This is a genomic window from Flavobacterium sp. TC780 (assembly GCF_056783245.1).
This window is the reverse complement of record NZ_JBXBAV010000097.1, coordinates 1-6,436: the sequence shown is the minus strand read 5'-3', so window position 1 is coordinate 6,436 and position 6,436 is coordinate 1. Positions and strand designations below refer to the sequence as shown.

At 32.6% G+C, this 6,436-nt stretch carries 5 protein-coding genes and 3 pseudogenes; 4 read left to right on the top strand and 4 right to left on the bottom strand.

Annotated features, from left to right (window positions below; all coding sequences use genetic code 11):
• Positions 1-11: 11 nt before the first annotated feature.
• From AC1RYN_RS10405 to AC1RYN_RS10395, 3 genes and pseudogenes are all read left to right on the top strand, one after another.
• The gene (locus AC1RYN_RS10405; protein WP_481806923.1) at positions 12-137 is read left to right on the top strand and encodes a hypothetical protein; all 126 of its coding nucleotides are present in this window, start codon (positions 12-14) and stop codon (positions 135-137) included.
• Positions 106-583, top strand: a pseudogene (locus AC1RYN_RS10400) (CYTH domain-containing protein). The gene AC1RYN_RS10405 and the pseudogene AC1RYN_RS10400 overlap by 32 nt, the downstream one beginning before the upstream one ends.
• 5 nt (positions 584-588) lie before the next feature.
• Entirely contained in the window at positions 589-1,560 is a 972-nt protein-coding gene (locus tag AC1RYN_RS10395) for a YpdA family putative bacillithiol disulfide reductase (RefSeq protein WP_481806924.1), read from the top strand.
• Between the two features lie 198 nt (positions 1,561-1,758).
• Here the strand turns inward: AC1RYN_RS10395 and AC1RYN_RS10390 are convergent, their stop codons facing one another.
• Both AC1RYN_RS10390 and msrA read right to left on the bottom strand, forming a co-directional pair.
• Positions 1,759-3,330 carry a protein adenylyltransferase SelO gene (locus tag AC1RYN_RS10390; RefSeq protein ID WP_481806922.1) on the bottom strand — a complete coding sequence of 524 codons (1,572 nt, stop codon included), beginning with the start codon at positions 3,328-3,330 and terminating at the stop codon, positions 1,759-1,761.
• A gap of 36 nt (positions 3,331-3,366) precedes the next feature.
• Positions 3,367-3,897 carry a peptide-methionine (S)-S-oxide reductase MsrA gene (gene msrA / locus AC1RYN_RS10385; RefSeq protein ID WP_481806921.1) on the bottom strand — a complete coding sequence of 177 codons (531 nt, stop codon included), beginning with the start codon at positions 3,895-3,897 and terminating at the stop codon, positions 3,367-3,369.
• 210 nt (positions 3,898-4,107) lie between these two features.
• Here msrA and AC1RYN_RS10380 point away from each other — a divergent pair.
• Positions 4,108-5,604: pseudogene (locus AC1RYN_RS10380) on the top strand (aminotransferase class V-fold PLP-dependent enzyme).
• Positions 5,605-5,727: 123 nt separating this feature from the next.
• On the opposite strand, the gene AC1RYN_RS10375 reads toward AC1RYN_RS10380, so the two are convergent.
• Entirely contained in the window at positions 5,728-6,195 is a 468-nt protein-coding gene (locus AC1RYN_RS10375; RefSeq protein ID WP_481806920.1) for a DinB family protein, read from the bottom strand.
• Positions 6,195-6,436: pseudogene (locus AC1RYN_RS10370) on the bottom strand (nuclear transport factor 2 family protein); the annotation flags it as partial. The pseudogene AC1RYN_RS10370 and the gene AC1RYN_RS10375, both read right to left, overlap by 1 nt.

Here is a 6,436-nt window from a genome sequence, read left to right as displayed (position 1 = left end):
AAGGTTAATACATGCTCCTGTTGTTAGGGAGGCAGCACCTAAGAATCTTGATTCGTCAATTAATTAAAATCAGTAACTTGCTAACTGAATTTATTTATGGAAAAGATGGTCGAAATAGAAAGAAAATTTTTAGTTAAAACAACCGATTTTAAAGAGCAGGCTTTTGCTAAAAATCGAATTGCGCAAGGTTATTTATGTTCAGAACCGAAACGTACTGTACGTATTCGTATAAAAGGGACAAAAGGATATATCACAATAAAAGGAATAGGAAGTGAGAGCGGAATGTCACGATTTGAATGGGAGAATGAAATTCCACTGGAGGAAGCACAAGAATTATTAAAATTATGCGAAAAAGGTAAAATTGAGAAAACCAGAATTCGAAATAAAATCAGGAAATCATGTTTTTGAAGTAGATGAATTTTATGGAGAAAATGAAGGATTGATAATTGCCGAAATTGAGCTGCAATCAGAAACGGATATATTCGAAAAACCAGATTGGTTGGGAGAAGAAGTTACCAATGATTCAAGGTATTACAATGCATATTTAAGTAAGAATCCATTTTCGGATTGGAAAAACAAATAGTATTTATGGTAGTTGGGCAATACGATTTGATAATTGTTGGAGGAGGACCAATAGGTTTAGCCTGTGCAATCGAAGCACAAAAGAAAAAATTAAAGTATCTGATCATCGAAAAAGGAGCAATTGTAAATAGTATTTTCAACTATCCACTGTATATGACTTTCTTTTCTACGGCTGAAAGACTTGAAATAGGGGATATACCCTTTAATTGTCTTGCTCCAAAACCAGGCCGTCAGGAAGCATTAGAGTATTATCGCAATATTCATCGTTATTTTGACTTCTCTATTCATTTATTTGAAAAAGTAACACAAGTTATCAAGCAAGAAAATTTACTCTTTAAAATAACTACAAACAAAAGGCAGTATGAAGCTAAGAATGTAGTTATTGCAACAGGTTTTTATGATATTCCGATTCACATGAATGTAAAAGGAGAAGAATTGCCACATGTTCGACATTATTACAAAGAAGCCCATGAATATGCTTTTAGGAATATTTTGGTTGTTGGCGCTAACAATTCATCAGTGGATGCGGCTCTGGAATGCTGGCGAAAAGGAGCTAATGTGACAATGGTAATCCGTAAAAGCGAAATAAATAATCGAGTAAAATATTGGGTTAAGCCAGATATTGAAAACAGAATAAACGAAGGAAGTATAAAAGCTTATTTTGAGTCTAATATTACTGAAATTCATGAGAATGAAGTCGAAATCGATACTCCAAACGGAAAAGTAAGAATTGAAAGTGATTTTGTTTTGGCACTCACAGGATATAAGCCAGATATAACTTTTCTTGAGAAAATGGGAATTCAATTGTCAGATGATGAAAGAAAAGTACCAACATACAATCCCGAAACAATGGAAACCAATGTTACAGGATTGTTTTTGGCAGGTGTTGTTTGTGGTGGAATGGAAACTCATAAATGGTTTATAGAGAATTCACGCGTTCACGCCAATATGATTGTAGATTATATTACTTCGAAATAATTGTTGAGTACAGTTATTGTAAAAATTATTAAACACATAGAAACATAGTTTTTTGTAAAAAGAAGACAAAAAGAAGCATATTTCTTTCACATAGATAGCTATGTGGGTTTTGAATAAGTGAAACGTCTATTTTTTTATGTTCGCAAAATCTATGATTCTATGTGCTAAGATTATTATACTTGTTGGACTAAATAATATTTAAGAGCTACAAGAAAGCATTGAACAACCTACTTTATCTCTTGCCCAATCAGGTCGTTTAGCAAACCATTTTTCATATTCAGGCTGCTCATCATAAGGATTTTTAAGTAATAGATGTAATTCATCTATTAGAGAATAATCACCTTCATCAGCAGCATCAATGCTTAATTGTGCCATATAGTTACGCAAGACATATTTAGGATTTATTTTGTTTTGGCCTGCTGCACGTTCATTGTTGGATGTTTTTTCAGTATTTAAACGTGTTAAATAGAACGAAAACCATTCTAGCCAAGTATTTAAAATAGTACCTTTAATTTCTTCAGGTTTATAAAAGGCATCCTGAACATGAGCAAATGCTTCTTTTGCAGTTTGTTCTTTTTTGATTTTATTTAAATTTCTAAAAAAGATAGTCATGTCTGTTTCAGATAATTGCAAGTTTGTTTCTAAATCAGAGATAATTTTATTATCAGCTTCTTTATAAGTTGAAATACCTAGTTTACTAAGCATCATTTCTTTATATTCTTCATCATATAAATCAGAGAATGATTCTAAAATACTTTCTAAGCCCTCAGCTTCATTGATTAAAGGATACAGTGCATTTGCTAATTGAAATAAATTCCATTTAGCAACATTAGCCTGATTGCCAAAACGGTATCTCTTGTGCTGGTTGTCGGTTGTATTAGGCGTCCAATTAGGATCGTAATCTTCTAGCCAGCCATAAGGACCAAAATCTATTGTTAAACCGTGAATAGACATATTATCTGTATTCATTACACCATGTACAAAGCCTACGCGTTGCCAATCTAGAATCATTTTTCGGGTTTTATCAGCGACAGCTTTAAAAAATTGGATGTAGTTTTTTTTATCATCCTCTTCTTTTATTTCAGGATAATAATATTTAATGGTATAATCAGTAAGTAATTTAAGATTTTTAAGCTCATTACGTGCCGTAAGCATTTCAAAACTTCCAAAACGAATAAATGATGGTGCTACACGACATACAATTGCTCCTTTTTCGTAAGTAGGATTGCCATCATACAGTTTATCACGCAATACTTCGTCGCCAGATAAGATTAAAGTAAGAGAACGGGTGGTAGGAACTCTTAGATAAAACATAGCTTCGCTGCATAAATGTTCACGAATAGAAGAACGCAATACAGCTAAACCATCAGCGGTTCTAGAATAAGGCGTTTTTCCAGCTCCTTTTAGCTGTAAAGTATAAAACTGGTTGTTGTGCTCAATTTCAGTTAAATTAATAGCTCTGCCGTCTCCTAATTGCCCTGCCCAATTTCCGAATTGATGCCCAGCATAGCACATAGCATATGGGTGGGTAGTGGGTAATACTTCTTTTCCGGAAAAAATATTCAGGAATGATTTTGATTGAATATCTTCATGCGAAAGCCCAATTAATTCGGCCACTGCATCTGAAGCGTGAATTAATTTAGGTTCAGTAGGAATTCTTGGATTAACATATGAGAAACAAGTGTTTAAAACCTGTCTTGTCTCGTTAGTGTTTAGTGGATCTTCAGGAAGTTCGGCTGTAAACCGATTATGTATATTTAATTTTTTCATTTTTATTCAATTTCAATAACAGTAATTTGTGCTTGTTTATGCGAGTTTATCGGCATACATTTTTCTTAATTTTTGCACTTTCGGATCAATTACCATTCGGCAATAACCAGCTTCCTGATTGTTGTTGTAATAATTTTGATGATCTTCTTCAGCTTCATAAAACACTTCAAAAGGTTTTAGTTCGGTTACGATAGGATCAGCATAAAAAGACTTTACAGCTTCAACTACTTGTTCAGTAATTGCTTTTTGTGCATCATCATGATATAAAATGATCGAACGGTATTGTGTCCCTTTGTCAGCTCCTTGTTGATTTAAAGTAGTAGGATCATGACTCGTCATAAAAATAGCTATTAAGTCATGGTATGAAATGATCTCAGGGTCAAAAGTTACCTGAACAACCTCGGCATGTCCTGTTTTTCCTGTACAAACCTCACGATAAGCAGGGTTTTTTATATGTCCATCAGCATAGCCTGATTTTATTGATATTATGCCTTTTAAGCGCTGAATAACTGCTTCGATACACCAAAAACAGCCTCCTCCAAAAGTTGCTATAGATAGATTTTTCATATATATTTAAAATAATTATTGTTGTTTATTGATTATGAATGGAACATTTTAATGTTTTCTATTCAAATTTAACTCTAAATTTGTTGCTTTTGCTAAAAATATGCCTGTTAAAGAGGTGTTTAATTATAAATAAAAGAAATTGTACTATAGTTTTAACTTCACTATTAACAAATTCACAATTATATAAAAAATATATACCTTTGGCATCAAATCAGTTTATAATGAATATCAAAAACAATACCACGGCTTTAGAAGCTTATTTCCAAGATTTTCGAAAAAATATTATTGGAATCGATCAGGAATTTACCTCTCCTTATGGTAAAAAACAGATAATTTATACCGATTGGACTGCCAGCGGGCGATTATATAGACCGATTGAAGAGAAAATTATAAACCAATTTGGACCTTTTGTCGCAAATACGCATACTGAGACCACTGTGTCAGGTACTGCCATGACAAAAGCGTACCATTATGCCAGAAATATTATTAAACGTCATGTTAATGCAAATCAAGATGATATTTTAATTACAGATGGAACAGGAATGACGGGTGTTGTTAATAAATTTCAACGTATTTTGGGATTAAAAATCCCTGAGAACCTAAAAGATTTCACAATAATTCCTGCAGATAAAAAACCAGTTGTTTTTATCTCGCATATGGAGCATCACTCAAATCAAACGAGTTGGTTAGAGACCATTGCCGATGTAGAAATTATTCCTGCTTGCGAAAAAGGACTTTTTAGCCTTGAAAAATTAGAAATTTTATTAGATAAATATAAAGATAGACCTTATAAAATAGCTTCAATTACTTCTTGTTCAAACGTAACAGGAATAAAAACTCCATATTATGAGGCAGCCAAATTGATGCATCAGCATAATGGAGTTTGTTTTGTTGATTTTGCATGTTCAGGACCATATGTAAAAATGAATCTGCACCCAGAAGATTCAGAGGCTTATCTGGATGCGATTTTCTTTTCTCCTCATAAATTTTTAGGAGGACCAGGAACATCAGGAGTTTTAGTCTTTAATAAAAAATTATACAAGAATATGATTCCGGATTGTCCTGAGGAGGAACAGTAAGTTGGACAAATCCATGGGGTGAGCATAAATATATCGATAATATTGAAGATCGTGAAGATGGTGGAACTCCTGGTTTTTTGCAAGTAATAAAAACGGCTTTGGCCATTGAGTTAAAAGAACAAATGGGAGTAGATAAAATGCTAGAACGTGAGCATGAAATTGTTGATTTTGTTTTTGATGAATTGAATGGAATCCCGAATATTAAAATCTTAGCAGGACAACATCAGGAACGTTTAGGCGTAGTTTCATTCTTTATTGAAGATTTGCATTTTAATTTAGGTGTAAAGATATTAAACAACAGATTTGGAATTCAAACTAGAGGCGGTTGTAGTTGTGCAGGTACTTATGGGCATTTTTTATTGCATGTGGATCAAGAACTTCAAGTAAGTTAATTGATCAAATCACTATTGGAGATTTAATACGTAAGCCAGGATGGATAAGAATGTCAATACATCCAACAACAACTAGCGAAGAAATTGCTTTTGTTTGCAATAGTATTAAAGAATTAGCGCAAAACCATAAAACATGGGCGTTAGATTATGAATACAACAAAGAAACCAACGAATTTATACATGAAAATGTAAATACATTTGAAGATGAATTAGTCTCAGGTTGGTTTGCATCATAAAACAAAAAAATAGCTTCAATCGAAGCTATTTTTTTTTGATTTTTTTTTAAAATAAGGGATTAAGAAAATTAAGCTTTTGTTATTTTATGAAACTTAATATCTTAATGCTTCTTTTTTAAATTATCAACCATTAACAATTGAGATATCGTCTAACAAGCGGCGGTGATAGTTTATTTGTCCTAAATGATAGGCTAGGTGCGTGGTGAGATGCGTTAAAATAAATCCTATAGAATCTTTATCTTCAAAAACAATAATTGGAAATTCATGTTCCAATTCTTCTTCTGATAAATTACTTATAGCGGTATCAACTACGATGATTGTTTTTTCGATTTTTGCAATTAATTCGGTTCTTGGTATGTTTTTTAACGAAAACTCCAATTCTCGATGTCTTATATAGCCAGAATTACCTAATGCGGCACCTATATACGTGTTTAAATTACCGATTAGGTGTAAACATAGGTTTCCTGCCGAATTTAAAATTTGTTCATCTATAGACCAGATTTTAGCTTCATTTTGATAGGATTCGATTTCGAGTTTTAATTTATTGAGATCACGATTAAAAAGAGCTCTCAATGTGTCACAATGTGTCATTATTTTTTGGATTGATACTTATGAAGTGATGATAAGGCTTGCTCTTGTATTTTTTTCTGAAAAAAACCTGTCCATCCTAATAGATAGCCAGTAATACCAAATGCTTGTTTAGACCATTTCCAAACGTCAAAACAAGCATTTGGTATTGCTTCACTATGTATTAGGATGGACAGGTTTTTTTCAGAAAAAAATACAAGAGCAAGCCAATTAGTATCAATCCGAAAAATAATGACACATTGTG